The following is an 888-nucleotide window of genomic DNA, read 5'->3' on the forward strand; positions in this document are numbered from 1 at the left end:
GGTCACCGGACTGGTTTCGCCCACGGTCAGCTGGTCGTCAACGATGTTGACCACCACGCTCGGGGCCAGGGTGTCGACGCTGTAACCCTCGGTATCGGCCGCCGTGGTGCTGTTGCCCGCCGCGTCGGTGGTGGTGACCTTGGCGTCGATCACCTTGTCCCCATCGGCCACCAGGTCGCTACCCGGCACATTGATGCTGAAAGTCTTGTCGGCCAAGACCAGACCGGTGAAGGCCTTGCCATTGACGGTCAGGGTGACGGTGTCGCCCTCTTTAACGTCGCCACCCACGCGACCGGTCACGGCGATGTCCTGCTTGGACTCGGCCGCGTTGATCACGTCGTCAGGGGTGATGTTGCCATCCAGGGTGATGCTGGCATCCGGTGGAGTGGTATCGAGCAGGGTAGTGTCGTCGGTGGCGCTGGCCGGGTTGCCCGCCGCGTCGGTAACGCTGGCCACCACGGTCAGGTTGCCATCCGCCAGCCCGCTCAGATCGGCGCGGGTCTGGTAGTTGCCATCGGCATCGGTGACGGCAGTGACTGTCACGCTCTTACCAGTGGCATCGCTGATCACCAGGGTCACGGTGCGGTTCGGGCCGACATCGGAGGTGCCGCTGATGGGCGTGTTGGCCACATTGGCCGCGTTCACGTCATCCAGGCTCACCGTGATGTTCGCCGTGGTGTCCACGCTACCATCGTCGCTCGACGTGCCTCTATTGCCAGCAGGATCAGTCACGCTGGCCGTCACGTCATAGCCCCCATCTGGCAACGGCGTCACGACATCCGCACTGTAACTGCCATCCGGTTGTACCGTGGCGGTCAGGGTCTGCTGATTGCCGTTGGCATCGGTCACCGTCAGGGTCACCGTGCTGCCGGGGGCGGCGTCCGTGGT

At 64.6% G+C, this 888-nt stretch carries 1 protein-coding gene; it reads right to left on the minus strand.

Translation table 11 applies throughout. The features are described from left to right. Positions 1 to 888: Ig-like domain-containing protein (locus tag PG896_RS21040; protein ID WP_270836200.1), on the minus strand; the 888-nt coding region annotated here is incomplete at both ends.

The sequence above is a fragment of the Aeromonas sp. QDB30 genome, from assembly GCF_027707645.1.
GTDB lineage: Bacteria > Pseudomonadota > Gammaproteobacteria > Enterobacterales > Aeromonadaceae > Aeromonas > Aeromonas caviae.